The organism is Aureimonas populi (genome assembly GCF_017815515.1).
Lineage (GTDB): Bacteria > Pseudomonadota > Alphaproteobacteria > Rhizobiales > Rhizobiaceae > Aureimonas > Aureimonas populi.
In genome coordinates, this window is the sequence record NZ_CP072611.1 from 3346079 (window position 1) to 3371464 (window position 25386).

Annotated in this window: 24 protein-coding genes and 1 tRNA gene; 15 read left to right on the forward strand and 10 right to left on the reverse strand. The window is 68.3% G+C overall.

Features of this window, described 5'->3' with window-relative positions:
• Positions 1–127: 127 nt before the first annotated feature.
• The 4 genes from adh to bla all read left to right on the forward strand — a co-directional run bounded on the left by adh (position 128) and on the right by bla (position 4133).
• The gene (gene adh, locus J7654_RS15945) at positions 128–1645 is read left to right on the forward strand and encodes an aldehyde dehydrogenase (protein ID WP_209736850.1); all 1518 of its coding nucleotides are present in this window, start codon (positions 128–130) and stop codon (positions 1643–1645) included.
• A 75-nt stretch (positions 1646–1720) separates the two neighbouring features.
• Positions 1721–2752, forward strand: a complete 1032-nt coding sequence (gene adhP, locus J7654_RS15950) for an alcohol dehydrogenase AdhP (protein WP_209736851.1) — start codon at positions 1721–1723, stop codon at positions 2750–2752.
• A 4-nt stretch (positions 2753–2756) separates the two neighbouring features.
• The gene (locus J7654_RS15955; protein WP_209736852.1) at positions 2757–3113 is read left to right on the forward strand and encodes a DUF779 domain-containing protein; all 357 of its coding nucleotides are present in this window, start codon (positions 2757–2759) and stop codon (positions 3111–3113) included.
• Positions 3114–3266: 153 nt separating this feature from the next.
• Positions 3267–4133, forward strand: coding sequence for a class A beta-lactamase (gene bla / locus J7654_RS15960; RefSeq protein ID WP_209736853.1), 867 nt, complete (start codon positions 3267–3269; stop codon positions 4131–4133).
• Between the two features lie 66 nt (positions 4134–4199).
• Here the strand turns inward: bla and opgC are convergent, their stop codons facing one another.
• The gene (gene opgC / locus J7654_RS15965) at positions 4200–5234 is read right to left on the reverse strand and encodes an OpgC domain-containing protein (RefSeq protein ID WP_209736854.1); all 1035 of its coding nucleotides are present in this window, start codon (positions 5232–5234) and stop codon (positions 4200–4202) included.
• A 340-nt stretch (positions 5235–5574) separates the two neighbouring features.
• On the opposite strand from opgC, the gene J7654_RS15970 reads away from it, so the two are divergent.
• Together J7654_RS15970 and J7654_RS15975 are read left to right on the forward strand one after the other, a co-directional pair.
• Positions 5575–5648 (forward strand) — tRNA-Cys (locus J7654_RS15970).
• Positions 5649–5862: 214 nt separating this feature from the next.
• Positions 5863–6177, forward strand: a complete 315-nt coding sequence (locus J7654_RS15975; RefSeq protein ID WP_209736855.1) for a c-type cytochrome — start codon at positions 5863–5865, stop codon at positions 6175–6177.
• Between the two features lie 114 nt (positions 6178–6291).
• On the opposite strand, the gene J7654_RS15980 is transcribed toward J7654_RS15975, so the two are convergent.
• On the reverse strand, positions 6292–6453 hold the full coding sequence (locus J7654_RS15980; protein WP_209736856.1) for a Thivi_2564 family membrane protein: 162 nt from the start codon (positions 6451–6453) through the stop codon (positions 6292–6294).
• Between the two features lie 187 nt (positions 6454–6640).
• On the opposite strand from J7654_RS15980, the gene J7654_RS15985 reads away from it, so the two are divergent.
• The gene (locus J7654_RS15985) at positions 6641–6970 is read left to right on the forward strand and encodes a DUF1236 domain-containing protein (protein WP_209736857.1); all 330 of its coding nucleotides are present in this window, start codon (positions 6641–6643) and stop codon (positions 6968–6970) included.
• A 296-nt stretch (positions 6971–7266) separates the two neighbouring features.
• On the opposite strand, the gene J7654_RS15990 is transcribed toward J7654_RS15985, so the two are convergent.
• Both J7654_RS15990 and J7654_RS15995 read right to left on the reverse strand, forming a co-directional pair.
• On the reverse strand, positions 7267–7440 hold the full coding sequence (locus J7654_RS15990) for a hypothetical protein (protein ID WP_209736858.1): 174 nt from the start codon (positions 7438–7440) through the stop codon (positions 7267–7269).
• Entirely contained in the window at positions 7437–7769 is a 333-nt protein-coding gene (locus tag J7654_RS15995; RefSeq protein WP_209736859.1) for a hypothetical protein, read from the reverse strand. The genes J7654_RS15990 and J7654_RS15995 overlap by 4 nt, the downstream gene beginning before the upstream one ends.
• 183 nt (positions 7770–7952) lie before the next feature.
• Between J7654_RS15995 and J7654_RS16000 the strand changes: the two genes are divergently transcribed.
• Complete coding sequence (locus J7654_RS16000; protein ID WP_209736860.1) at positions 7953–8255, forward strand: DUF982 domain-containing protein; 303 nt, start codon at positions 7953–7955, stop codon at positions 8253–8255.
• A 37-nt stretch (positions 8256–8292) separates the two neighbouring features.
• Here the strand turns inward: J7654_RS16000 and J7654_RS16005 are convergent, their stop codons facing one another.
• A complete protein-coding gene (locus J7654_RS16005; protein WP_209736861.1) occupies positions 8293–8799 on the reverse strand; it encodes a metallophosphoesterase family protein in 507 nt (168 codons plus the stop codon).
• Between the two features lie 58 nt (positions 8800–8857).
• Here J7654_RS16005 and J7654_RS16010 point away from each other — a divergent pair, with 58 nt between their 5' ends.
• Both J7654_RS16010 and J7654_RS16015 read left to right on the forward strand, forming a co-directional pair.
• Positions 8858–9154, forward strand: coding sequence for a YkgJ family cysteine cluster protein (locus J7654_RS16010; RefSeq protein WP_245195532.1), 297 nt, complete (start codon positions 8858–8860; stop codon positions 9152–9154).
• 147 nt (positions 9155–9301) lie between these two features.
• Positions 9302–9646, forward strand: coding sequence for a hypothetical protein (locus tag J7654_RS16015; protein ID WP_209740713.1), 345 nt, complete (start codon positions 9302–9304; stop codon positions 9644–9646).
• 76 nt (positions 9647–9722) lie between these two features.
• Here the strand turns inward: J7654_RS16015 and J7654_RS16020 are convergent, their stop codons facing one another.
• Together J7654_RS16020 and J7654_RS16025 are read right to left on the reverse strand one after the other, a co-directional pair.
• Positions 9723–10697, reverse strand: coding sequence for a response regulator transcription factor (locus J7654_RS16020; RefSeq protein ID WP_209736862.1), 975 nt, complete (start codon positions 10695–10697; stop codon positions 9723–9725).
• On the reverse strand, positions 10690–14052 hold the full coding sequence (locus J7654_RS16025; RefSeq protein WP_209740615.1) for a hybrid sensor histidine kinase/response regulator: 3363 nt from the start codon (positions 14050–14052) through the stop codon (positions 10690–10692). The genes J7654_RS16020 and J7654_RS16025 overlap by 8 nt, the downstream gene beginning before the upstream one ends.
• Before the next feature lie 177 nt (positions 14053–14229).
• On the opposite strand from J7654_RS16025, the gene urtA reads away from it, so the two are divergent.
• The 5 genes from urtA to urtE all read left to right on the forward strand — a co-directional run bounded on the left by urtA (position 14230) and on the right by urtE (position 20183).
• Positions 14230–15552 (forward strand): urea ABC transporter substrate-binding protein, encoded by a 1323-nt coding sequence (urtA, locus tag J7654_RS16030; protein ID WP_209736863.1) that lies wholly within the window; start codon positions 14230–14232, stop codon positions 15550–15552.
• A gap of 396 nt (positions 15553–15948) precedes the next feature.
• Positions 15949–17559 carry an urea ABC transporter permease subunit UrtB gene (urtB, locus tag J7654_RS16035; RefSeq protein WP_209736864.1) on the forward strand — a complete coding sequence of 537 codons (1611 nt, stop codon included), beginning with the start codon at positions 15949–15951 and terminating at the stop codon, positions 17557–17559.
• Positions 17556–18704, forward strand: coding sequence for an urea ABC transporter permease subunit UrtC (gene urtC / locus J7654_RS16040; RefSeq protein ID WP_209736865.1), 1149 nt, complete (start codon positions 17556–17558; stop codon positions 18702–18704). Before urtB ends, urtC begins: the two co-directional genes overlap by 4 nt.
• A 5-nt stretch (positions 18705–18709) precedes the next feature.
• On the forward strand, positions 18710–19483 hold the full coding sequence (urtD, locus tag J7654_RS16045) for an urea ABC transporter ATP-binding protein UrtD (RefSeq protein ID WP_209736866.1): 774 nt from the start codon (positions 18710–18712) through the stop codon (positions 19481–19483).
• A gap of 4 nt (positions 19484–19487) precedes the next feature.
• Positions 19488–20183, forward strand: a complete 696-nt coding sequence (urtE, locus tag J7654_RS16050; RefSeq protein ID WP_209736867.1) for an urea ABC transporter ATP-binding subunit UrtE — start codon at positions 19488–19490, stop codon at positions 20181–20183.
• Positions 20184–20187: 4 nt separating this feature from the next.
• Here the strand turns inward: urtE and J7654_RS16055 are convergent, their stop codons facing one another.
• The 3 genes from J7654_RS16055 to J7654_RS16065 form a co-directional block, all read right to left on the reverse strand.
• Positions 20188–22167, reverse strand: coding sequence for a nucleoside-diphosphate sugar epimerase/dehydratase (locus J7654_RS16055; protein ID WP_209736868.1), 1980 nt, complete (start codon positions 22165–22167; stop codon positions 20188–20190).
• A 312-nt stretch (positions 22168–22479) separates the two neighbouring features.
• On the reverse strand, positions 22480–23919 hold the full coding sequence (locus J7654_RS16060) for a phosphomannomutase (RefSeq protein ID WP_209736869.1): 1440 nt from the start codon (positions 23917–23919) through the stop codon (positions 22480–22482).
• Complete coding sequence (locus J7654_RS16065; RefSeq protein WP_209736870.1) at positions 23906–25336, reverse strand: mannose-1-phosphate guanylyltransferase/mannose-6-phosphate isomerase; 1431 nt, start codon at positions 25334–25336, stop codon at positions 23906–23908. The genes J7654_RS16060 and J7654_RS16065 overlap by 14 nt, the downstream gene beginning before the upstream one ends.
• Between the last annotated feature and the right edge of the window lie 50 nt (positions 25337–25386).

The following is a 25386-nucleotide window of genomic DNA, read 5'->3' on the forward strand; positions in this document are numbered from 1 at the left end:
GTCGCAACGATGCGACAGGTCCGCCGCAATATCCATAGCCGGCGCATGACGTGGCCGCTTCCAGGCGCGACATTCCCGCACACGGTTCGCCCCCTCCGTGGCGGCCCAGCTTTTCGGGAGGAAAGATATGAACAAGGCGGAATTCTCACGCACCACCAAGGCGCCCTTCAACGCGCGCTACGGCAATTTCATCGGCGGCGAGTGGCGCGATGCGCTCTCGGGCCGCACGTTCCAGAATACCTCGCCCGTCAACGGCCGGCCCCTGTGCGAAGTGGCCCGCTCCGGCCCGGAGGACGTGGAGGCCGCGCTCGACGCCGCCCACAAGGCCAGGGAAGCGTGGGGCCGCACCAGCCCGGCCGAGCGCGCCCTGATCCTCATCCGCATCGCCGACCGCATGGAGGAGAATCTCGACCTCCTCGCCCTTGCCGAGACCTGGGACAACGGCAAGCCGATCCGCGAGACGACGGCGGCGGACCTGCCGCTGGCGATCGACCACTTCCGTTATTTCGCCGGGGCGCTGCGCGCGCAGGAAGGCGGCATCTCGGAGATCGACCACGATACCGTCGCCTATCATTTCCACGAGCCGCTGGGCGTCGTCGGCCAGATCATTCCATGGAACTTCCCGCTGCTCATGGCCTGCTGGAAGCTGGCCCCGGCGCTAGCCGCCGGCAATTGCGTGGTGCTCAAGCCCGCCGAGCAGACCCCGGCCTCCATCCTCGTATGGGCCGAGCTGGTGGGCGACCTGCTGCCGCCCGGCGTCCTCAACATCGTCAACGGCTTCGGGCTGGAGGCGGGCAAGCCGCTGGCCTCCTCGCCGCGCATCGCCAAGATCGCCTTCACCGGCGAGACGACGACCGGCCGCCTCATCATGCAATACGCATCGCAGAACCTCATCCCGGTCACGCTGGAGCTGGGCGGCAAGTCGCCCAACATCTTCTTCAAGGACGTGGTGGACGAGGACGACGACTTCTTCGACAAGGCACTGGAAGGCTTCGCCATGTTCGCGCTGAACCAGGGCGAGGTCTGCACCTGCCCTAGCCGCGCCTTGGTGCATGAAAGCATCTACGACCGCTTCATGGAGCGCGCGCTCAGGCGCGTGGAGGCCATCGTGCAGGGCGACCCGCTGGACAGCGCCACCATGGTCGGCGCGCAAGCCTCCTCCGAGCAGCTCGAAAAGATCCTCTCCTATTTCGACATCGGCCGGCAGGAAGGCGCCGAGGTGCTGGCGGGCGGCGAAAGGAACGAGCTGCCGGGCGATCTGGCCGGCGGCTACTACGTCAAGCCCACGGTCTTCAAGGGCCACAACGGGATGCGCGTCTTCCAGGAGGAGATCTTCGGGCCGGTCGTGTCCGTGACCACCTTCAAGGACGACGAGGAGGCCCTCTCCATCGCCAACGACACGCTCTACGGCTTAGGCGCGGGCATCTGGACGCGCAACGGCAACACGGCCTACCGCTTCGGCCGCGCCATCCAGGCCGGCCGCGTGTGGACCAACTGCTACCACGCCTATCCCGCCCACGCCGCCTTCGGCGGCTACAAGCAGTCGGGCATCGGGCGCGAGAACCACAAGATGATGCTGGACCACTACCAGCAGACCAAGAATATGCTGGTCAGCTACTCGCCCAAAAAGCTCGGTTTCTTCTGAGCCAGCATACGACGCGGCGGGGCCCGCCCCGCCGCGCCCCATGACAGTCGCAATTGAAAGAGGCAGGACATATCCATGGCGAAAACCATGAAGGCCGCCGTCGTGCGCGAGTTCGGCAAGCCGCTGACTATCGACGAGGTGCCGATTCCCGAGCCCGGCCCCGGCCAGATCCAGGTCGCCATCAAGGCGAGCGGCGTGTGCCACACCGACCTGCACGCCGCCGAGGGCGACTGGCCCGTGAAGCCCAACCCGCCCTTCATCCCGGGCCATGAGGGCGTGGGCTTCGTCTCGGCCGTCGGCGCGGGCGTGCGCCACATCAAGGAAGGCGACCGCGTCGGCGTGCCCTGGCTCTACACCGCCTGCGGCCACTGCCGCCACTGCCTGGGCGGTTGGGAGACGCTCTGCCACGAGCAGGAGAACACCGGCTACTCGGTCAATGGCGGCTTTGCCGATTATGTGGTGGCCGACCCCAACTTCGTGGGCCACCTGCCCAAGGAGATCGACTTCCTGGAGATCGCGCCCATCCTGTGCGCGGGCGTCACGGTCTACAAGGGCCTGAAAGTGACGGACACCAAGCCCGGCGACTGGGTGGTGATCTCGGGCATCGGCGGCCTCGGGCACCTGGCCGTGCAGTACGCCAAGGCCATGGGGATGAACGTGGCGGCGGTCGATATCGACGACGCCAAGCTCGACCTGGCGCGCCGCCTCGGCGCCACCCTCACGGTCAACGCCCGCAACGAGGACCCCGCCGCCGTGATCCGCAAGGAGACCGATGGCGGCGCCAACGGCGTCCTCGTCACCGCCGTCAGCAACAAGGCGTTCGAGCAGGCCATCGGCATGGTCGGGCGCGGCGGCACGGTGGCGCTGAACGGCCTGCCGCCGGGTGACTTCCCGCTCGACATCTTCGGCCTCGTGCTGAACGGCGTCACCGTGCGCGGCTCCATCGTCGGCACCCGCCTCGATCTTCAGGAGGCGATCGACTTCGCGGCCGAAGGCAAGGTGAAGGCGACGGTGGCCTCCGGCAAGCTGGAGGACATCAACGACATCTTCGCCAAAATGCACAAGGGCGCGATCGAGGGCCGCATCGTCCTCGATCTCGCGGCCTGAGGCCATGGGCCGGGCCGTGCAGGAAAAGGTCTCCGCCACGCCGGCCGCGCTGGAGCTGCTGGCCGAGATCGTGGCTGACCACGGCCCGGTCCTCTTCCACCAGTCGGGGGGCTGCTGCGACGGCTCTTCGCCCATGTGCTACCCGGCCGCCGATTTCATGATCGGCGACCGGGACGTGCTTCTTGGCCATATCGGCGGCGCGCCGTTCTATATCGGCGCCGCCCAGTACGACGCCTGGAAGCATACCGACCTCGTCATCGACGTGGTGCCCGGGCGCGGCGGCATGTTCTCCCTCGACAACGGTCGGGAACGCCGCTTCCTGACCCGCTCGACGCTCTGCGCCGTTCCCGGCCCCGCGTAAGGCTGGAGCGCACCGCCGGCAAAGCTTCATGAGGAAAGCTGCGGGGAAAGCGAGGATGGCCCCGAAGCTGCCCGAATATGGCCGGCGATCGAAACTAGGCCACAACGACCGGGCCGGCCGGAACAGCCGGCGGCCGTTTGTGGAGACGTTTCGATGACGAAGACTGCCCTTCCGCCTCTTATGGCGGCCCTGATGCTCGGCTTATCCAGCATGGCGGCGGCGGCCGAGGACCGTGTGGTGGAGACCGCGCGGGAGATCGAGCAGCGGCTGGGGGCGCGGGTGGGGCTGGCCATCCATGATCTGGAGAGCGGCACGAGCTGGCGTCACAATGCCGACGAGCGCTTTCCCATGGCCAGCACGTTCAAGGCTCTCGCCTGCGCCGGGCTTCTGGCCAGGGTCGACGCTGGCGAGGAGGACGCCGGACGCACCGTGACCATCGAGGCGGAAGACCTCGTCGCCCACGCGCCCGTCACCGAAAAGCTGGTGGGCCAGGAGGTTTCGCTGCACGATCTCTGCGCGGCGACGATGGCCACGAGCGACAACCCGGCCGCCAACGCGATCATCGACAGCCTGGGCGGCCCCGGCGGCGTGACCGCCTTCGTGCGCTCCCTCGGCGACGAGACGACGCGGCTGGACCGGCGGGAAACGGAGTTGAACGAGGGCACGCCGGGCGACCCGAGGGACACCACCTCCCCCGCAGCCATCTCTGCCACGCTGCGCGAGCTGGTGCTGGGAAGCGCGCTTTCGGCAGGCTCGCGCGGGCAGCTTACGGAGTGGCTGGTCGCGAACGAGGTCGGCGGCCCGCTACTGCGCGCCGGCATCCCCGCCGGCTGGCGCATCGGCGACAGGACCGGGGCCGGCGGGCACGGCACGCGCGGCATCGTCGCCGTGATGTGGCCGCCCGAGCGCGAGCCGATCGTCGCCGCCATCTACGTCACCGAGACGGCTGCCTCCATGGACGATCGCAACCTCGCCATCGCCGAGATCGGCCGCGCCCTTTCCGCCGCCATCGCCGAGTAAGAGCCTCCAGGCCCGCGCAGCGCTCGCCGCCTCATGCGCCGGAGCGTCCCTACTCCCGACCCGGCTTCAGAGGGATCGCTGCTTCCTGCGTTCCATGACCGTGGCGACGGCCAGCATTGCGAGAACGACCATCAGGGCGCAGAGGAGATAGGCGGTCTGCGTCCGTCCCAGCGAGAACCAGAGGCCCGCCAGGGCGTAGGTCAGCGGGATGCTGAAGGCGTAGCAGGGCAGCGTGTGCCGGCCGATCAGGGACAACCAGCCCAGCCATTCCTGCGCTCGACGGTCGATGAGCGTCAGAAGCGACATCAGCGCCAGGATGACCAGCGCCGCATGAGCCAGCCGGACCGGGCCCAGATTGGTTTTTCCCGAAAGCGGAACGTAATAGATCCCCAGCGCCTGTATCGCCAGGAAGAGACCGATACTCGCCGCGAGAATGATGACGATGGCGAGAGCAAAGGTTCTGTTTCGTTCGAGGAATTCAAACAGGACGGACAGGAACCTGTACCGTCCGAGGACGACCGCGCCTATGAACAGGAACTGCCAGGTGAAGGGATTGAAGGTCCACAGCCAGTCGTCTTCCGGCAGGCCACCGGGCACGTTCAACGTCAGCCCCATCGCGCCGGCCACATAGACCGCGCCGTAAATGGCGAGGGATGCGAGGATGACCCGGGCCGGATGCATTCGCAGCGGGCTCACCAGAAGCGCGGTGAGCAGCAGCAGTGCGGTGTAGAGCGCCAGGACATCCGTGAAGAGAGGCTGGACAAGCAACACCGCGAACAGCGCGAATCCCGAAACGGGGCTTTCCATGAAGAAGGCAAAGCCGCTCGCGTCCCGGATCTCGGGGCTGAGAACCGCGATGATCATCCAGGAGGAGATGAAGGCGGCGACATTGACCGCATACAGGGTCCCTGCCCGCCGCAGGAGCAGCTTCTCGGGGTTCTCCTTCGAGAGATAAACCAGTCCGACCATGTAGCCGGAGAGGAAGACGAAAATCTCCGCCGCGGACGAATAGCCGTAGAGGGTCAAGGTCGGAACCTGCCACCCGTCGAACTCCAGGCGGTTCGGGATGACCGCGACGTGATTGATCGCGATGCTCAGCATCGCGAACCCCCGCAGCAGATCGATCCGATTGTCTCGTTTCGATTTACGTAGATTTTCCAAGGAATTGCCTCATTCTCAACTTTGTGACACGGCCTCGCGGGATGCGGCTTCTCGCACCTGCGAAGACATTTTCGTCACGGAAAGTTGACCAGAGGCGGGCCAGGAATCACTGCAAAGTGATTTAGTTCACGGATGGAGAGGAGGCTTGGCCTCCGACCGATCCGCTTACACAGGGAACGACCGGGGACCTATTTTCCTGAATGGGGCGGGGATCGTTTTCAGAATGGTTCTGCGGCCACTTGCGCAAACCCATATGCGCCAGTAGGTAGGGCCGCGTTGGGGCCTCGTGGCGGAGTGGTTACGCAGAGGACTGCAAATCCTTGCACGCCGGTTCGATTCCGGCCGAGGCCTCCACTGCCTCCGTCCATGTTGAAATGGTTGAGCTTTCCGCCCGTTTCACGACACTGGACGGCCGGCGCGCATGCGGCCGCGTCTCGACGTCATCCGCTCGCGTCCCATTCGCCTCGCGGACCATCGGCCGCTGGGCCTGACCTCGCTCCGGGCAGGCCTTCATCAATGGTTCGGATGGGGTAGCGTAAGCTTGGCCCCTCACAGGAAAGGCACGCCCATGAAGAATGCCCTCACCCTCGCCGCCCTTATCGCGATCGGCACGCCCGCGCTGGCGCAGGAGGACGAGGTGGTGAGCTTCGGTCGCGCGCTGGCGGAATCGAACTGCGCCAGTTGCCATGCCATCGGCCGTGAGGACGAGAGCGCCCATCCCGAGGCGGTCCCGTTTCGCGAACTGTCCGAGCGCTATCCGATCGACGCGCTGGAGGAAGCCTTCGCGGAGGGCATCCAGGTGGGGCACCCGGACATGCCCATGTTTCAGGCCGAGCCGGACCAGATCGAGGCGATCCTCGCCTATATCGAGACCGTGCAATAGCGGCCGGTTCGCCGGCTTCCATCATCCCGCCAACGGCCGCAGGCCGCCGATCCATGGGAGGCGTCCGGCCTGCGACGTCCCGGAACCGGCGCCCGGCCGCCCTGCCCTTCCTGCCTAGAAGACGGCGAGATAGCGCAGCAGCGAGATGATGCCGATGATGATGACGATAATCCGCACGATCTGCTTGATATTGCCCTCGAGCGGCAGTTTCTCGACCAGCCACAGGACGAGGACGATCACCAGGACGGTGATCAACAGGCTGATGAGGATATTCATGAAGTCCCCCTATCCCGCTGCGCAGCGGTAAAAGCGCACGCCCGTGAGCGGGGGTGCTTCCCGCCTTTATAGGGCCGGCGAAATCGACGGCGAATCCACGCATGGGCGCAGGCCGCGCGTCGGATGCAGGAAACCATTCGGGCGAAACGAGCGTTTGGACGGCAACGAAACAGCTATGGAGCTTTTCATGCGTACCGCCCTTCTGGCCGCTTCGGCCGCCGCCATCGCCTTTGCCGCGCCCGCCTTCGCGCAGACGACGACCACCACCACGACGACAGTCATCGAGGAGACGACCGCCTCGCCGGTGATCGAGATTCCCGCTCCGGTGCGCACCTATGTGGTCGAGCAGGCGCGGCCTTCGGTGACGCTGGAAGGGCGCGTGGTGCGCGGTGAGATCCTGCCCGATACCGTCGAGTATTACGAGATCCCCGAGCAGCCGGACTACGCCTACACCATCGTCAACGACCAGCGCGTGATCGTGCGTCCGTCCACTCGGGAAATCATCGAGGTCTACTGATTCTCCGTCGGCCGCCTTCCGGCCACGGTGAAAGCAAGGGCGAGGAAGCCATCAGGCTGCCTCGCCTTTTTTGTGCCTCCCGTCCGGGCGCCCTTAGCGCTTTGCCGCCGGCGCCGTGCCGTGGAACAGCGTCGACGAGCCGTCCTTGCCGTGGACGAGATAGAATGTCGGGATCATGGGCATGGCATTCTCCTCCTCAGATCAGCCCGGCCTCTTGCCGGTTGCAGGAGGATCGTGCGCCCAAGGGGCTGAAAGAACGCTTAAACACGTCCCGGCCCCTTGGCGTCGCCGCCGGTTCAGTCGTGGTCGCCCGGTTCGTCGTATTCCGCCGGCCGGCCCCGGTTCGGCAGCTTCGCCTGCTCGCGATTGATCTTCTCGGTCGCCGTCTCGGGCCGCGTCGGCGGCGAAACGTCCGGCCGCCCCTCGGCCTCCGGAGTCTCGCCCGGCCGGCCGGGCTCGCGGCCGGTCACGAGGGCTTGCCCGTGGGGGACGGCGCCGCATCCGGTGCCGGCTGGTGGAGATCCCGCTCGTCGATCCCGAAGGCTTCGGCCACGGAAAGGTCGCTGCCCTTCCGCTCCGATGGGCCGTCATCGAGAATGGCGGGATCGTTGAACTTGCCCACATTGATCAGGTCGTTGTCGGCGGCGTCGAGCGCCCCGGCAGGCCGCTCGTCCTCGCCCGCCGTCTCGTCCTCCTCCAGGCCCGCGTCGCCATCGGGCACGATGACATCGGGGTCCAGCGGCTTGCCGGCCGGCAGCTTGTCGTTGGGGTTTTCGGTGGCTTCGTCGATGCGGGACATGGCGAACTCCTTCGCGCTCCTGTCGACAAGGAAGCCCGCGCGCCGGCCATTGTTCCGCCGAAGGCGTTCGCGCGAGGAGCCGGAAGCGACGCGGCAAGGCGACGCGGCTTCCAGCGATGGGAACCTTCGGCCCCGTTCCGCGTAATGGGGGCGTTCCGTTTCATGCTCATGGGGGAGTCCACGATGGAGCACAACCTCTTCGCCGAGCCCGTTCGGGTCTTCGCCGGTCTCGGCGTTCCGCGCGAGATCAAGACCGTCTTCCAGGCCTATACCTTCCTGATGGAAATGCCCGGCCATCGCGACCGGGCCGATCATATCGTCGCGCGCAAGGCGTGTCTTGCCGCCATGAACCATCGGGTCGAGGCGCAGACCGCCCGGAGCGCGTTCGCCGCCTTCGCGCGCCGGGTGGGAATCCTGGTGCCGGAGGTGGACGAAGCGGCGGCCGCCCAGGTGCTGGCGGGCGGCGGCAGCCGAACGCCGGCCTGACCGGCGAGGCCGGGCGGCAACCGCCGCCCGGCCAAACTCACGGCGCGCGGCGCTTGCGCTTCGGCGCGAGGATGGTCGCCAGCGTCACCGGCCGAAGCCCCTGCGGATCGACACCGACATCGTGCTGCCGCGTCACCGGCGTCAGCCGGCCATGCGAGTGGCCGTGCAGGTTGACCGACTTCTTGCCCATCTGGTTCCACGTGCGGAACGGGTAATGGCACAGGATCAGGCGGTGGCCGTCCACCACCATCTCGGCATAGTGCTGCACGCTGCTCCACCCCCTCGCCTCCACCGTGTCGAGCGGGTCGTTGTTGCCGATGATGAGGTGCTTGCGGCCGTTCAACGAGGCGAGAAGCGCCTCGACGCCATCCCTTGTGCCCCGCGCGAAGTCGCCGAGATGCCAGATTTCATCCTCGGGGCGGACGACCTCGTTCCACGAAGCGATCAGGGCCGCATCGTGCTCGCCCATCGAAGGGAATGGCCGGCGGTCGATCCGCAGCACGCGAGGGTCGCCGAAATGGGTGTCGCCGGTGAAGTAGATCATGCCAACGAACCGACGGGGGCGTTCTCCCGTTCCCGGCGGGCGCGTGCTATGGAGCGCGATGATGCAATCCGCCGCCCCATTCGACTGCCAGGCCTGCGGGGCCTGCTGCGCCTACTCGGCCGACTGGCCGCGCTTTTCCACCGAGCCCGACAGCGCCCTCGACGCATTGCCGCCCGAACTCGTCTCCGACGATCTCTCCGGTATGCGATGCGTAGGCACCCGCTGCTCGGCCCTTTCGGGCGTCGTCGGCGAGCGGACGGCCTGCACGATCTATGCGCTGAGGCCCGAGGTTTGCCGTGCCTGCATGCCGGGAGGCGAGGATTGCCTCATGGCGCGGCGGGGCCACGGCTTCTGACACCGCGCCCCGGCGCCCAGAGACGGCCCTATTCGCCCACGAAGATGCTGAGCAGGACCGCCACGCCGACGGTGAGGTAAAATTGCGGACTGGCCTCGGCCAGGAATTCGAAAACAGCAGACATCGCAACCTCCCTTGCGGGACGGCTTGGAGGCCGCCCGCGCTCCATGGCGCGAAGGCAGGCCGAAGGCCGCGATATTCCTGTTCCTCCCGCGAACGAGCGGCCTCCTCCGCACAATCGAGAATAGTACGTCCGCCTTAGCGGTCAAGCGCCAAGTCGCGACCGTCGAATACGAATTCGTGGGGTTGCCGGCGCCGTTCCGTGCGAGGATCGGCTTCAACCAGGAGGATAACGAGATGGCCAAGGAACAGCGTCGCGGATCGAAAGAGGTTCGTAAGCCCAAAAAGGTGGTGGAGAAGGCGGTCGTCGCCGCTCCCAGCCTGAAAGGCGGCCTCACGCCGCCCGCCGCCAGGCCCGCCAAGGCCAAGTGAGCACGAAGGCGCCGGAGCGGCCAGCCGCCCGGCGCTGCCTCTGAAGGCGGGAGGCACGGCAGGCGCGCGCCGGCCGCTACCGTTCGCCCGCGGCGGGAACCTGTGCCCCGCCTTCGGAGATGCTGCGCAGCACCAGCACGGCCGCCGAGGCCCGGTTTTCCACCCCCAGCTTGGCGAACACCGCCTGGAGGTGCTTGTTCACGGTGCGCGGGCTCATGCCCAGGATATCGGCGATATCGCGATTGGCCTTGCCCCGCGCCAGCCAGATGGAGACCTCGGCCTCCCGCTCGGTCAGGGAGAAGCGCTGGCGGATCAGCGCCTGCGCCCGCGCCTCCTCGCTCAGCATCACGCGGAAGAGATGCTCGTCCTCCCCCGTCGTGCCGAGGAAGGACAGGTGCAGGGCCGGCCCGCGATAACCCTCCGCCATCGGCAGCACCCGAGAGCCGCCCTGCGCGTCGCTGCGCAGTTGCGTGCAAAGGGCGGCCGGCAGACTGAGAAGCCCCGGCTCGGCGACCAGAGCATCGGAGAGAAGCCGGCGCGCCTGGGGCGTGCACCACAGCACCCGCCCCCGCGCATCGGCCGCCAGAAGGAAGCGGCCCGTGGTGTCCAGCGCCTCGCGGGCCCGCTGTGCCTCGCGCGCGGTGGAAAGATGCACGCGGATTCGCGCCAGAAGCTCGTCGGGCACGATGGGCTTGGCCAGATAGTCCACCGCCCCCGCCTCCAGTCCCTCCACCACATGCTCGGTCTCGGTCAGCCCGGTCATCACGATCACCGGCACATGGCGCAGGCCTGCATCGGCCTTCAGCCGTCGCGTCGCCTCGAAACCGCCGATGCCGGGCATCACCGCGTCCATCAGCACGATGTCGGGCGTGATCTCCGCCGCGATCTGGAGCGCGCGCTCGCCGCTGGAGGCGACGAGCACCGTGGCTCCCGTGGTCTCCACCGCATCCGTGAGCATCCGCAGCGCGTCGGGCGAATCGTCCACCACCAGCACGATGTCCGGCCCGGCGCGGAAGGCCGGCCCGTCGCGATCGGACGGGGCCTCATTCATCGAGTGCGGCCTCGATGGCGGCGGCGTATCGCTCCATGTCGAAATCGCGCAAATGCATCCGCAGCCTTGCGGTGAAGGGTTCCAGCACGGGGTCGGCGTCGAGCTCGGCAAGCTTGCGCTCGATGCCGCGAACATAGCCGATCCGCCCCAGCCGCAGAAGCTCCGCCAGCACCGCCGGCTCCGGCGGAACAAGGGCCGGGGCGCCGGCGGCCTCCACGGCCGGAGCCCTCGCCGAAACCCAGCGCAGCCCGAGCAAGGATTCCAGGCTGGAGAGGAAGCGGCGCAGGTCGATGGGTTTGGCCATCAGCTCCTTCACCGAGGGCGCTTCCTCCCCCGGCGCGGGCCGCTCGCCGACATTGGCCGAGAGCATGACGACCGGCGCGCGCGGCAGGCACTCGTTCAGCGCCCGCGCCAGCGCCCAGCCGTCCATGCCCGGCATCTGGATATCGAGCACGCAAAGATCCGGGCGCACGTCCTGGACCAGCCGCAGGGCGGCCGGCCCGTCGGCGGCCGTCAGCACGACGAAGCCGAGCGGGCGCAGGATATCCGTCATCAGCTCGCGATGCACCTCCTCGTCATCGACGATGAGGATGGTGCGGCGCGCGCCCTCGTAGCCGATGGGAAGCGGCCCGCCGGCCGGGCGCGCCTCGCTCGACGGCAGCTCCCCGGCCAGCGGCGAGAGCATGACGCGCACGGTGAAGACGGACCCGGCGCCGGGCGTGGAGGTGGCGGTGATGTCGCCGCCCATGAGGCTCGCCAGAAGGCGCGTGATGGTGAGGCCAAGGCCGAGGCCCGGCGCCTTGCCGCGCGCCGCTACACCCCGCTCGAACGGCTCGAACACGCGCGAAAGCTCGGCCTCGGCCATGCCCGGCCCCGTATCCGTCACCGTGAAGGTCGCCACCTGGCTGCGATAGAGGATGGCGAGCGTCACCGAGCCGCGCTCGGTGTACTTCACCGCGTTGGACAGGACGTTGATGAGGATTTGCCGCAGGCGCTTCTCGTCGGTGCGCACCACCTGCGGCAGGCCGGCCGGCCGCAGGATGCGGAAGTCCAGCCCCCGCTCCCGCGCCTGGATGCGGAAGAGGTCTTCCAGCCCGTCGAGAAATTCCGGCAGGTTCAGCGGGCCGGCATTCAGGTGAAGCCGCCCCGTTTCGATGCGCGAGATGTCCAGGAGCCCGTCGATGAGCCCGGAGAGGTGCTCGGCGCTGTTGCGGATCACCCTGATGCCGTTGCGCCGCTCGGCCGGGATCGTCTCGTCCTCTCCCAGAAGCTGCGCGTAGCCGAGCACGGTGTTCAGCGGCGTGCGCAACTCGTGGCTCATGCCCACCACGTAGCGGCTCTTGGCAAGGCTGGCCGCCTCGGCCGCCTCCTTGGCCTTCTGCAAGGCCGCGTCGGTGGCCTGGTGCTTGTCGATCTCCTCCAGGAGCAGCGCGGTCTGGCGGGCCGTCTCCTCCTGCGCCACGCGCCGGCTGCGCTGGGCGAGCGTGAAGAACCATGTGGCGATGCCGGTGACGATGAGGAGGATGAAGAAGGCCGCCCACAGCGCCGCGCCCACCGTTCCCGTCGCCTCCGGGTTCACGATGCTCGTCTGGTAGTAGATGAGCGAGAGCACGAGGCTGATGACGAGCGTCAGCAGCGTGAAGACGCCCAGATAGCGTCCGACGCTGGAGGTGGCGTGCCGCGCCAGCCGTTCGGGAAGCGTCGCGGCCACCAGCTCGGCCGCCTGCGCGGAAAACCGCGCATGTGGCTTGCACAGATCGCCGCAGCGCGCGTCCAGCGAGCAGCAGAGCGAGCAGATCGGCCCGGCATAGGCCGGGCAGTGCGCCATGTCCTCCGGCTCGAAGGGATGCTCGCAGATCGCGCATTGGATCTCGGACAGCCCGCTCCACTCGGCGCGGGGCTTGCGGGCGAGGTAGTAGCGCCCGCCCGTCACGAACGCGATGGCCGGCGAGACGACGAGCGCCGTGCCCAGCGCCAGGAAGGGCGAGAGCGACTGCGCCACGATGCCGAGCGCCCCGGAAAAGGCGACGAGCGACAGCACGGCGGCGGCCGCCATCGCCCCCGTGCCCACCGGGTTCACGTCGTAGAGATGGGCGCGCTTGAACTCGATGCCGGGCGGCGAGAGGCCGAGCGGCTTGTTGATCGCCAGATCCGCCACGATGGCGCCCAGCCAGGCGACGGCGACATTGGCGAAGAGGCCGAAGGTCGCCTCCAGCGCGCCGTAGATGCCCAGCTCCATCAGAAGCAGCGCGATCATCACGTTGAAGACGAGCCAGACGACGCGGCCCGGATGGCTGTGGGTGAGGCGCGAGAAGAAGTTCGACCAGGCGAGCGAGCCCGCATAGGCGTTCATCACGTTGATCTTGAGCTGGGAGACCACGACGAAGAAGGCCATGACGAAGGTGGCGAGCGCAGGCGAGGAGAAGACGAAGCCGAAGGCGACGTCGTACATATGCGCGGGGTCCGCCGCGCTTTGCGGCACCACGCCATGGCGCAGCGCCAGGACGGCGAGGAAGGAGCCGAGCACGATCTTCGGCGCGCCGAGCACGATCCAGCCCGGCCCCGCCGCCAGCATGGCCAGAAGCCAGTTGCGCGAGGGCCGGCCCTTCTCCGCCGGCAGGAAGCGCAGGATGTCCACCTGCTCGCCGATCTGCGGCATCAGCGCGAGGATCACCGAGGCCGCCGCGCCGAATTTCAGGATGTCGAACCCTTCCGCACCCCCTTCCAGCCCCGCAAAGCCCGTCCAGGCGGCCACCGCGCCGGGGTCGTGGAACAGGATGAAGCCGAGCGGCAGCACGTTGAGCAGGATCCAGAACGGCTGGGTGGCGAGCTGGAAGCGGCTGATCCACGTCACCCCATGGGTGACGAGCGGGATGACGGCGAAGGCGGAGACGACATAGCCGAGCCACAGCGGCAGGCCGAAGGCGATGTTCAGCGCGGCCGTCATGATCGCCGCCTCCACCGCGAAGAGGATGAAGGTGAAGGTCGCGTAGATGAGCGAGGTGACGGTGGAGCCGATATAGCCGAAGCCCGCGCCGCGCGTCAGAAGGTCGATGTCCAGCCCGTAGCGCGCCGAATAATGGCTGATCGGCAGTGCGGTGAGGAACAGCACCACGGAGACGACGAGGATGGCGGCCATGGCGTTGGTGAAGCCGAAGGCCAGCGTGATGGCCCCGCCCACCGCCTCCAGCGCCAGGAAGGAGATGGCGCCGATGGCCGTCTGCGACACCCATTGCGGCGACCAGCGCCGCGCCTTCTTGGAGGTGAAGCGCAGCGCGTAGTCTTCCAGCGTCTGGTTGGCGACCCAGCGGTTGTAGTCCCGCCGCACGGGTAGGATGCGCTGCCGCCCGGTCATGGACTCCCTCAAGATGCCGCGCTCCATTGTGGCCTTCGCCGCCCCCCGCCGCGCAAGCCCGGCGATCTACGTCGTTTGACGTATACCCTTATTCTCCCGCAGTGCCGAAGGTCCCCCTCGCGCAACACGCCCGGCGGCGTTGCAACCGGATCACCGAAACGACAGGGGACAGGCATCATGAAGTTCAAGAGAACGGGCATTCTGGGCGGCCTCTTCAGCGCGCTCATGCTCTCCACCCTCGCCGCCGGCGCGCAGGAGCCCTCCGGCGAGCCGATCAAGGTCGGCATCCTGCATTCGCTGTCCGGCACCATGGCCATCTCCGAGACGACGCTGAAGGACGTCATGGAGATGCTGATCGCCGACCAGAACGAGAAGGGCGGCCTTCTGGGCCGGCCCTTGGAGGCCGTGGTCGTCGATCCCGCCTCCGACTGGCCGCGCTTTGCCGAGCAGGCCCGCCAGCTCCTGGCCGAGGACGAGGTGGACGCCGTGTTCGGCGCCTGGACCTCGGTGTCGCGCAAATCCGTCCTGCCGGTATTCGAGGAGCTGAACGGCATCCTCTTCTACCCCGTTCAGTACGAGGGCGAGGAATCCTCGCGCAACATCTTCTACACGGGCGCGGCCCCCAACCAGCAGGCCATCCCGGCGGTCAACTACCTTGCCGAGGAAGAGGGCATCGAGCGCTGGGTGCTGGCCGGCACCGACTATGTGTACCCGCGCACCACCAACCGCATCCTCGAAACCTACCTGAAGGACGAGCTGGGGGTGGCGCAGGAGGATATCCTCATCAACTACACGCCCTTCGGCCATTCCGACTGGCAGTCCATCGTCTCGGAGATCAAGAGCTTCGGCTCGGCCGGCAAGCGCACCGCCGTCGTCTCCACCGTGAACGGCGACGCCAACGTGCCGTTCTACCGCGAGCTGGCCAACCAGGGCGTCTCGGCCGAGGACATCCCCGTCGTCGCCTTCTCGGTGGGCGAGGAGGAGCTGGCGGGCATCGACACCGGCCCGCTCGTCGGCCATCTCGCCGCCTGGAACTACTTCATGAGCGTCGATACGGACGAGAATCTCGACTTCATCGACAAGTGGCACGCCTTCATCGGCAGCGAGGAGCGCGTGACCAACGACCCGATGGAGGCCCACTATATCGGCTTCAACATGTGGGTGAAGGCGGTGGAGAAGGCCGGCACGACCGACACGGACGCCGTGATCGACGCGATGATCGGCGTGGCCGTGCCGAACCTGTCCGGCGGCTATTCGGCCATGATGCCCAACCACCACATCACCAAGCCGGTGCTGATCGGCGAAATCCAGGACGACGGCCAGTTCGAGACCGTCTGGCAGACGCCGGGCACGGTCGTGGCGCAGGAATGGTCGCCCTATCTGGAAGGCTCGCGCGACCTCATCGCCGACTGGCGCGCCCCGCTTTCCTGCGGCAACTTCAACGTGAGGACCGGAAGCTGCGGCGGCCAGGGCGCGGAAGCGGCCGCCCCCGCCAACTGACGGGGCGGAGCCGGCGGGGGCGCAAGCGCCCTCGCCCCTCCGGGCTCTTCGCCTTCCGGCCTGCGATGGCCGCCACCCGCGCCTAGCTCAGCCGTCCCTTCGCCTTCGTCATCCGCCCCTACTGCCGCAGTCACTCTACCTGCTGCCGTACTACCTACCGCCACAGTCATCCCGGACTCGATCCGGGATGACTATGGCAGAGGCAGAGGCGGCGGCCGTGGCATCGGCAGATGCAGGGCGGGCGGAAGACGGAATACCGGCCATGCGCTGCTTCGAGGGAGCGGAGGAGCGCGACCCGCAGCCTCGCCACAACGCCGGACGGGCGCCCCGCCGCGCCCTCCCTCCCGATGCCGGGCCCGCCCCAGGGGCGGCGCCTTCCCGATCCGGGGATTCTCGATGATCGCATTCCTCCGCCACATGGCGCTGCTTCTGGCGCTTCTCGCCGCCCCGCCAGCCCTGGCCCAGGGCACGGAGCTTCGTCCGCTCGTCGACGCGCTGGGCGCGGCGGGCGGCTTCGACGCGGTGGAGCGCGCCATCGCCCAACTGGCCGCCACGGGCGACCCGGCCGCCGCGCCGGTCCTGCGCCATCTGGGCGAGGGCGACCTCGTGGTGCGCTCCACCGATGGGCGCGTTTTCGTGGGAGAGCGCGACGGGCGCGTCTATACCCTGACCGACCCCCTCACCGGCGAGGCGGCGGGCGAGGCGCCGCGCGGCGATGTGGACGCCATCCGCGTCAACAACCGCGTGCGCCGCGCCGTCACCGCCGCCATGGGCTCGCTGACCTTGCAGAGCCCCAGCATCGCGCAGCGCCGGGCCGCCGCGCAGGCCATATTCTCCGCGCGCGACGCCGCCTCCATCGAGGCGCTGGACGCGGCCATCGCGCAGGAAACCGTTCCCTCCGTCGCCGCGCTGATGCGCCAGGCCCGCGCCGCCGCCATCCTGAACTCCGACCGGCCGGAGGAAGAGAAGATCGAGGCCATCGAGCTGGTCGCCGAACGCGGGGACCGCGACGCGCTGGTGCTGCTCACCCCGCTGGCCGAGGGCGAGGGCGCGCTGGCGCAGGCCGCCGGCGCGGGCCTGTCCTCGATCCAGTCGCGCCTGGCGATGATCGATTTCGCGCAGAACCTCTTCTACGGCCTCTCGCTCGGCTCCGTGCTCCTGCTGGCGGCCGTCGGCCTTGCCGTCACCTTCGGCGTCATGGGGGTCATCAACATGGCCCATGGCGAGATGGTGATGATCGGCGCCTACACCACCTTCGTGGTGCAGGGGCTCATGCGCACGCACGCGCCCGGCCTGTTCGACTTCTCGCTGCTCTTCGCGCTGCCCGCCGCCTTCCTCGTGGCGGGCACCATCGGGGTCGCCATTGAGCGCGGGATCATCCGCTGGCTCTATGGCCGGCCGCTGGAAACGCTGCTGGCCACATGGGGCGTCTCGCTCATCCTCCAGCAGGCCACGCGTTCCACCTTCGGCGCCTCCAACCGCGAGGTTTCCTCACCCTCCTGGATGAGCGGCACAATCGATGTCCTGGGCGCGCAGCTCACGCTCAACCGCCTCGTCATCATCGGCTTCTCGCTCGCCGTGCTTCTCGGGCTCATGCTCCTGATGAAGATGACGAGCTTCGGCCTGTCGATGCGCGCGGCCACGCAGAACCGGCGCATGGCCGCCGCCATGGGCATCCGCACCCCCTGGGTGGACGCCATGACGTTCGGCCTCGGCTCCGGCATCGCGGGGCTGGCGGGCGTGGCGCTGAGCCAGATCGACAATGTCAGCCCCAATCTCGGCCAGAGCTACATCATCGACAGCTTCCTCGTGGTGGTGTTCGGCGGCGTCGGCTCGCTCTGGGGCACGCTGACGGCGGCCATGAGCCTCGGCGTCGTCAACAAGTTCCTCGAACCCTATGCCGGGGCGGTGCTCGCCAAGATCCTTGTGCTGGTGCTCGTCATCCTGTTCATCCAGAAGCGGCCGCGCGGCCTCTTCGCCCAAAAAGGAAGGGCGGTGGAGGCATGATCGCGACCCGTCTTCTCGGAAACTGGGGCGGGCGCGCCTTCGTCGCCCTGCTTCTGGCGGCGGCGCTCTTCATGCCGCTCTCCAACGCCTTCCTCTCGCCGGGGGACGCGCTCTACGTGCCGACCACCTGGGTGGTGCTTCTCGGCCGCTGGATGGCCTTCGCGCTGCTCGCGCTCGCGCTCGACCTCGTCTGGGGCTATTGCGGCATCCTCTCGCTCGGCCACGGCGCCTTCTTCGCGCTCGGCGGCTACGCCATCGGAATGCACATGATGCGGGAGATCGGGCCGCGCGGGCAGTACGGCAATCCGAACCTGCCCGACTTCATGGTCTTCCTGAACTGGAGCGAGTTGCCCTGGTACTGGTGGGGGTTCGGCAATTTCTGGTTCGCGGCGCTGATGGTCATGGCCGTGCCGGGGCTGCTCGCCTTCGTCTTCGGCTGGTTCGCCTTCCGCTCGCGCGTCACGGGCGTCTACCTCTCCATCATCACGCAGGCCATGACCTTCGCGCTGATGCTGGCCTTCTTCCGCAACGAGATGGGCTTCGGCGGCAATAACGGCCTCACCGATTTCCGCGACATCCTCGGCTTCGACCTGCGGGCCCGCGAGACGCGCGTGGCGCTGTTCTCCATCACGGCGCTGGCGCTGGCGGGGGGCTATCTGGTGGCGCGCGCGGTCGTCACCTCCAAGCTCGGCCTCGTCATCGTGGCCATCCGCGACGCGGAGAGCCGCGCCCGCTTCCTCGGCTACCGGGTGGAGCGCTTCAAGCTCTTCGTCTTCACCCTCTCGGCGGTGATGGCGGGCATTGCCGGCGCGCTCTACGTGCCGCAGACCGGAATCATCAATCCGGGCGAGTTCGCCCCCGCCAATTCCATCGAGGCGGTGATCTGGGTGGCGGTCGGCGGGCGCGGCACATTGTGGGGCGCCGCGCTCGGCGCGGTGCTCGTCAACGCGGCCAAGTCCTGGCTCACGGGCTTCGCGCCCGGCCTGTGGCTCTTCGCGCTGGGCGGGCTCTTCGTCGCCGTCACGCTGTTCCTGCCGCGCGGGCTCGTCGGCACGGTCGAGCACGGCTGGTCGGCGCTCACCGAGCGCCGCCGCGCCCGGGCCGCAGAAAAGGGTGCGGCCCCCGCCCCCAGCCCAGCGGAGTAGAGAAGATGACCATCGTTCCCCCGCCGGGCCAGTTGAAGCGCGGCGACACGCTGCTCTATCTCGACAAGGTGTCCAAGAGCTTCGACGGCTTCAAGGCGATCAACGACCTCTCGCTCGTCATCGCCAAGGGCGAGATGCGCGCGATCATCGGGCCGAACGGCGCCGGCAAGACGACGATGATGGACATCGTCACCGGCAAGACGCGCCCCGACACCGGCGACGTCTACTTTCGCGGCGATGTGGACCTCACGCGCCACGACGAGGCGTCCATCGCCACCATGGGCATCGGGCGAAAGTTCCAGAAGCCGACGGTCTTCGAGAACCACACGGTGCGCGACAATCTGAAGCTCGCCCTCGCCGGCACGCGCGGCGTCTTCCCCGCCCTCTTCCATCGCGGCGTGAAGGCCGAGCGCCAACGCATTGACGAGATTCTGGAAACGACGCGCCTGACCGACAGGCGCAATGCCGGCGCCGCCGATCTTTCCCACGGCCAGAAGCAGTGGCTGGAGATCGGGATGCTGCTGGCGCAGGACCCCGAGCTATTGCTCGTGGACGAGCCCGTGGCCGGCATGACCGATGCGGAGACGGAGGAAACGGCGCGCCTCCTGAAGGAGATCGCGCGCGACCATTCGGTGGTGGTGGTGGAGCACGACATGCATTTCGTGCGTGCGCTGGACGTCAAGGTCACATGCCTGCACGAGGGCCACGTGCTGGCCGAGGGCTCGCTCGACGCCGTTTCGGCCGACCCGCGCGTGGTCGAAGTGTATCTGGGAAGGTGAGACGATGCTGACCGTTTCCAACGTCGATCTCTATTACGGCGCGGCGCAGGCGCTGCGCGGCGTCTCCATGCAGGCGCGGAAGGGCGAGATCACCTGCGTCCTGGGCCGCAACGGCGTGGGCAAGACCAGCCTGATGCGCGCCATCGTCGGCCAGCAGCCGGTGCGCGCGGGCTCCATCTCCTTCCAGGGCCGCGACATGAAGGGCGACGCGCCCTATCGCCGCGCGCGCGCCGGCATCGGCTTCGTGCCGCAGGGACGCGAGATCTTTCCGCTCCTCACGGTGAAGGAGAACCTCCAGACCGGCTTCGCGCCGCTCAGGCGCGCGGAGAAGTCCATTCCCCCGCATGTGTTCGAGCTGTTTCCGGTGCTCAAGTCCATGCTTGCCCGGCGCGGCGGCGACCTCTCCGGCGGCCAGCAGCAGCAACTCGCCATCGGCCGCGCGCTCGTCATGCGGCCGGGTCTTCTCGTGCTGGATGAGCCGACGGAGGGCATCCAGCCCTCCATCATCAAGGATATCGGCCGCGCCATCCGCTATCTGAAGGAGGAGGCGGGTCTGGCGATCCTGCTCGTCGAGCAATATCTCGACTTCTGCCGCGAGCTGGCTGACCGCGTCTATGTGATGGATCGGGGCCGCATCGTCTTCGAGGGCGTGGGCGCCGACCTGGACGATCCGGACGTGCGCCGGCATCTCACGGTCTGAAAAGTCAAAGGGCGGGCGTCTGGTCCGCGCCTGAGGGCATGGGCCGCCCTTCCATCAGAGCTTCGATATGGGGCCCCGGCTTGAATTCCGGCACGGTGGATTTCAGGAGCCGCAGGGCCCCGGCGAGATCCTGTATCTCGATCAGCCGGCGCATCTCGTCGAAGATGCGCAGCACCAAGGCGCGCTCGATGGAACGCGGGAAGGCGACGAGAACCCCGGAAACATCGGTCTCCCCCAGCGTCTCGCGCCGGTCGAACAGCTCCTCGTAGAGCTTCTCGCCGGGCCTGAGGCCCGTATAGACGATCCGCACGTCGATATCGGGCCGCAGCCCGGACAGGCGGATGACGTTGCGGGCCAGATCCATGATCTTCACCGGCGCGCCCATGTCCACCACGAAGATTCGACCGCGCTCCTCCCGGTTTCCCAAGCTCTTCGCGGCGGCCTGGATGACGAGGAGGCAAGCCTCCGAGATCGTCATGAAATAGCGCTCGATATCGGGGTGGGTCACGGTCAGCGGCCCGCCGGCCTTGAGCTGCCGCTCGAACAGCGGCACGACGGAGCCGGCCGAGCCCAGCACGTTGCCGAAGCGCACGGTGACGAAGCGCGTTCCGCCCTCGCCCGAGGCGAGGTCCATCGCCTGGCAGAACATCTCGGCCATGCGCTTGCTGGCGCCCATCACATTGGCCGGGTTCACCGCCTTGTCGGTGGAGACCATCACCATGGCGCCCGCCCCCGTCTCGATGGCGGCCTCGGCCACGTTGCGCGTGCCGATCACGTTGGTGAAAAGGCCTTCCAGCGGCTGCGCCTCCACCATCGGCACATGCTTGAGCGCCGCAGCGTGGAAGACGACGGCGGGCCGGTGCTCGGCCAGCACCCGCCCGATGGAGGTCCGCTCGCGGATATTGCACAGGCACGCATGGACCGGAACCGGCCGCCCGAGCTGCCGAAGCTCGCTCTCGATCGTGTAGAGAAGATACTCGCTGGCATCGACGAGCACGAGCCCCGCCGGCTCCAACTCCACGATCTGGCGCGCCAGTTCGGACCCGATGGAGCCGCCCGCCCCGGTGATGAGCACGGTGCGCCCGTTGATCATCGCCGCCATGGTGGAGGCGTCGAGCTTCAGCGGATTGCGCTGGAGCAGGTCCTCCAGGCGGATGGGGCGCACCTCCGAGCCGGCGTCCATCTCCCGCATGTCCAGGACATTGGGAAGGCGCAGCATCTCAAGGCCCAGTTCGGCGGCGGCCTGGATCAGGTCCTCGATGCGCGCCTGGCTTTCATATTCCTCCTTGGTGCGGGTGAGGATCAGCGCCTCGGGCTTGCGGCGGCGCTTGCGGAAGCGCTCCACGATCTGCGGCAGCTTCTCCACGTCGCCCAGAATGGGAACGCCGCGAATGAAGCGGCCGGTGCGCCGCCCCCGCTCGTCGATGATGCCCAGCACCTCGAAGGCCGAGGCGCCCTGCTCGTTGAGGGTCTTGAGAAACGATTCCGCATTGTCCCCCGCCCCCACCAGCAGCACGCGCTTGCGCTGCGCATGGGGATGGCTGCGAATGTCGCGGCGGCGGTCCACGCGGTTGCGGTAGAGCCGGTAGATCGCGCGAGGGGCCGCGAGCAGCACCACCAGGAACGACCAGGCGATGAGCACCGAGGAGCGCGGCACCGATTCCAGCCGCACCAGCAGGAAATGCGCCACCACGAACAACATGACGGAGATGGTCGCGACCTTGAGGATCGCCACGAGATCGGGAAGCGAGGCATAGCGCCAGACGCCGCGATTCATGCCCAGGAGGAGGCCGACGATCCCCACCATCAGGCCGAAGATGCCCGAGGCGAAGACGTAGGGCACGGGGTTGGCCAGAACCCGTTCGATGTCGAGGCGCAGGACGAAGGCGAGCATCAGCGAGGCGCCGCCCATCAGGACGTCGTGGATCGACGCCAGCCCGCGCAGCAGAAGCGCCCGGGAAAAATGGACCCTCAATCTCGTCACTCGCCGCCTTTCTCCGTTCCTTGCCCTCTGGTGAGGGCCGGAACGGTTCCATGCGCGCGAACTGCGGCCAAGGATCGGCAATGTGGCAGCGGTTCGGGCCTTTCTGTCATATCCTGCAACTGCAACAATTCACCGGCGGTTCCCGGTCAAGCGGCTGAGCGACGACGAGGCCCTGCCCGCAAGACGACACCCGCTGCCACGGCCGTCGCGTCGCGCCCCGCGATGCTTCTTCCACCCTCTGGAAGAAATCCAATCATGAAAACCACAGCTTTTGGTTGCCGATCGGTCACAATCGGCGGCCGGCGTGGCGGGTCAGCCCTCGCGCATTTGCCGCCCGGCCGCGATCAGGCCCCAGCGCAGCAGCTCCTCGGCGCGATGCAGGCCGGGCGCCTCCACATAGCAGCGCAACTCCGGCGCGTTGCCGGAGGCGCGGAAATGCACGACCGAGCCCTCCTCCAGCCGAAACCGCACCCCGTCCAGATCGTCCTTGTGCGCGATGGGCCCGGCCTCCATCATGAAGGCGGCGGCGAAGGCGTCATCCCGGGCCAGCCTCCGCAGGAAAGGGCCGCTCGCCTCGGCCGGCACCTCCTTCAGGCGGTCGGAGAGCGCGTGCCCGGCGCCCAGCCGGTCCGCCATCTCCCGGAGGCTGCGCCCTTCCTGGCGCGCGCTTGCCAGCGCGCAGAGGATCGGCAGCAGCGCGTCGCGCGTCGGCAGCGCGCTCAGCGTTCCGCCGGAGAGCGGAACGTCGCTGCCCAGAAGCACGCCGCCATTGGCCTCGAAGCCAAGAATACCCACCGCCCCCTCGGCCGCCGCGCGCTCCATGGCCTCGATCACGAAGGGCGACCCGACTTTGGTGCGCACCACGCGGGCGGCAATGCCCGAGCGTTCCACCGCGGCGCTGGACGTGACCGGCGTCACGACGGTCTCCAGCCCCAGATAGGCGGCGCTGAGGAGGCCCAGAAGGTCGCCGCGCAGCACGGCGCCCGTCGCGTCGGCCACCAGCGGGCGGTCCGCATCGCCATCGGTGGAGACCAGCGCGTCGAAACGACCCTCGCCCGCCCATTCGCGCAGGAGCGCGATATCCTCCGGGCGATGGGCTTCCGTGTCCACCGGTATGAAGCGCTCTGCGCGGGCCAGCGGCACGGCCTGCGCCCCCAGCCCCCGCAACACATCGACCAGAAGATCGCGCGCCACCGAGCTTTGCTGGTAGACGCCCACGCTGAGGCCCCCCAGGGCATCGGAGGGAAACGTCTCCAGATAGCGCCTGCGATAGGCCGAGAGCACGGCGTCGGCCAGATCCCGCGCCTGCCCGCCGCCCGCGCCCGCCGGCCGCGCACCGCGCGCGAACTCGGCGCGGATCGCCGGCTCGTCGGCCTTGGTGATCTCGCCCGGTGCGTAGAATTTCAGCCCGTTGCGGTCGTCCGGAATGTGGCTTCCCGTCACCATCACCGCCGCGGCGCCGCGCTCCAGCGCCGCCAGCGCCAGCGCGGGCGTGGGCAGCGCGCCGCAATCGCCGACGCGCCAGCCCCGCGCCAGGGCCGCCGCCGCGCAGTCGGCCGCGATGTCCGGGCTCGAGGCGCGCAGGTCGCGGCCGACAAGGAGGAGGCGTTCGGTCGAGCCCGTGCGCTCCAGATGGGCGAGAAAGGCCGCGGTCCAGGCGCGCGTCGGCGCGCCGAGGAGATCGACCACCAGCCCCCTCAGCCCGCTGGTGCCGAATTTCAGGCTGCTGCCGGCCGCGTCAGGCTCTTGCATAGACATCCTCGATCCGCACGATATCGTCCTCGCCGGTGTAGCTTCCCACCTGCACCTCGATGATCTTCAGTGCGATCTTGCCCGGATTGCGCATCCGGTGGACGCAGCCGATGGGCAGGTAGGCGGCTTCGTTCTCATGGTAGAGCTTCACCTCGCCGTCGATCGTCACCTCGGCGGTCCCGTGCACCACCACCCAGTGCTCGGCGCGGTGATGATGGCGCTGGAGCGATAGCGTGCCGCCGGGATTCACGCAGATATGCTTCACCTGGAAGCGGTCGCCGATGTCGATGCGCTGGTACCAGCCCCAGGGGCGGTGGATGCGCAGATGCTCCGTCGCCTGCGCATGTCCCTGGCCGATGAGCTGGGCGACGAGGTCCTTCACCCGCCCCGCCTCGTCGCGCGCCGCCACCAGCACCGCGTCGGGCGTGGCCACCACGACCAGATCCTCCAGCCCCACCACCGCCGTCAGCGGACCTTCCGAGCGCACCATGCTGTTTCGGGTGCCCAGCACCGAGACCGGCCCCTCCAGCACGTTGCCCTGCTCATCGGCCGGTTTCACCTCGTAGAGCGAATCCCACGTGCCCACGTCCGACCAGCCGAAGCTCGCCCGCACCACGCCGGCGCGCGCCGTCTTCTCCATCACGGCGTAGTCGATCGAGATCTTCGGCGCGGCGCGGAAGGCCTGCGCGTCGAGGCGCAGGAAGTCGAGGTCCCTCGCGCCGCTGGCCACCGCCTCCCGCGCGGCCTCCAGAACCTCCGGCGCCCGCTCGGCCAGCTCCTCGATCATCGTATCGGCGGCGAAGAGGAAGTTGCCGCAGTTCCACAGGAAGCCCGCCTCGACATAGGCCTCGGCGCGCGCGCTGTCGGGCTTTTCCACGAAGCGGGCCAGGGCGTGCGCGCCCGGGCTCGCCAGCGGCTCGCCGAGCTCGATATAGCCATAGGCGGTGGAAGCGCGCGTCGGCACGATTCCCAGCGTCATGATGCGTCCGTCGCGCGCGGCCTCGGCCGCCGCCAGGCAATCCGAGACGAAGGCCGCATCGTCGTGCACCACATGGTCGGCGGCCATGACGAGGCACACGACGTCCGGGGCCTGACGCGCGGCGATCAGCGCGCCCACGGCCACAGCCGCCGCCGAATCGCGCCGCTCGGGCTCCAGCACGATCTCGCCCGTGATGCCCAGCGCCTGCATCTGCACCGCCGCGACGAAGCGGAACTCCTCGCCCGTCACCACGATGGGGGCCGAAAATTCCGGCCCGCTCACGCGGCGCAGCGCGGTCTGGAAGGTGGACATCCCATCCTCCACGATGGCGATGAACTGCTTGGGCATGGTCTCGCGCGAGACGGGCCAAAGCCGCGTCCCGGACCCGCCCGCCATGATGACGGGAACGATGGGGGTGGTGCTCGCGCTGTTCGACATGCCGTCCTCTCTGCCACGATTCTCAAGGGGTGGTAGAGAGCACTTTCAGC